The 914-nt window shown below is 34.8% G+C and carries 1 protein-coding gene; it reads right to left on the bottom strand.

Annotated features, from left to right (window positions below; genetic code table 11):
• Positions 1-258: 258 nt before the first annotated feature.
• Positions 259-849 (bottom strand): hypothetical protein, encoded by a 591-nt coding sequence (locus BAZSYMA_RS08100; protein WP_090717734.1) that lies wholly within the window; start codon positions 847-849, stop codon positions 259-261.
• Positions 850-914 lie beyond the last annotated feature (65 nt).

Genomic DNA, 914 nt, shown 5'->3' with positions numbered 1-914 from the left:
TTGTGCTTACTAGCTATCTGCACTAAAGTGCCTTCATTTTGCAATACTTCAAGCACCCGTTTGGTTTTAAATACTGAGGTGTATTTGGTTCGTTTTTTACTCATATTCTTTACTTCGATTTTTGTTATTTAGTTTAGCTTGTTTTAAATAAGAAAGTTTATATTGTTGTCTGAAATTGTGGGGGTTTTATATTATTTAAAATATCTGATCGTTTTAAAAATAGCACAAGATCTTTAACTTATTTTTTACTTATTTCTTTTAGGTTGTCATGCAGTTATAAGGACCAAGTTGAAGGTTTGCATTGCCTGCCATTTGTGCAGAGGGTGCAAGTTGATCTGTCTGCATAGCCACAATTCTCGTTTCCGTATATTTCAATTCATCAAGTATTTGATTGATCTGCTCAATCATCAACTTGGTTTTATCTACATCACCAATATCGTATATTTGCACGACTTTTATGGATAAACCAATAGTATTGCCTTTTTCCAAGAGTTTAGCGAGGATTTCCCTCAGTGCATTTGGGCAGTCACAGCCATTTTCATTGAGCACTACATCAGAGGATAAATGTATGAGACCAACACCATTGTGTGTTTGACCTTGAAAGAGTACTCCAATGCCAACACATGTGGCAATACCTATTGTGTAAAGACCGATTGCCTCTAAATTAGGCTGAGATTTTTTGGCATTTGCAAAGCCAAGATACTTGGGATTTTCCCAATCATTATTTTTGATCTGATCTGTTCCAGTCATATCTACAAATTGAAGCTGCTTCAATTGTTGGTGTTGATTAGATATGCATGACACTTTAACCTGTAAATCTTGAGGAATAGGTGGAAATTTTTCAATCATAATGGCGCCCCTATATTAAGAAAATTAATAACTATATATCAGGTTTTACCACATTGTTCCCTCCC

It is taken from the genome of Bathymodiolus azoricus thioautotrophic gill symbiont (assembly GCF_001298715.1).
Lineage (GTDB): Bacteria > Pseudomonadota > Gammaproteobacteria > PS1 > Pseudothioglobaceae > Thiodubiliella.
Note: the sequence above shows the minus strand (reverse complement) of the source record. Positions and strands in the feature narration are given on the sequence as shown.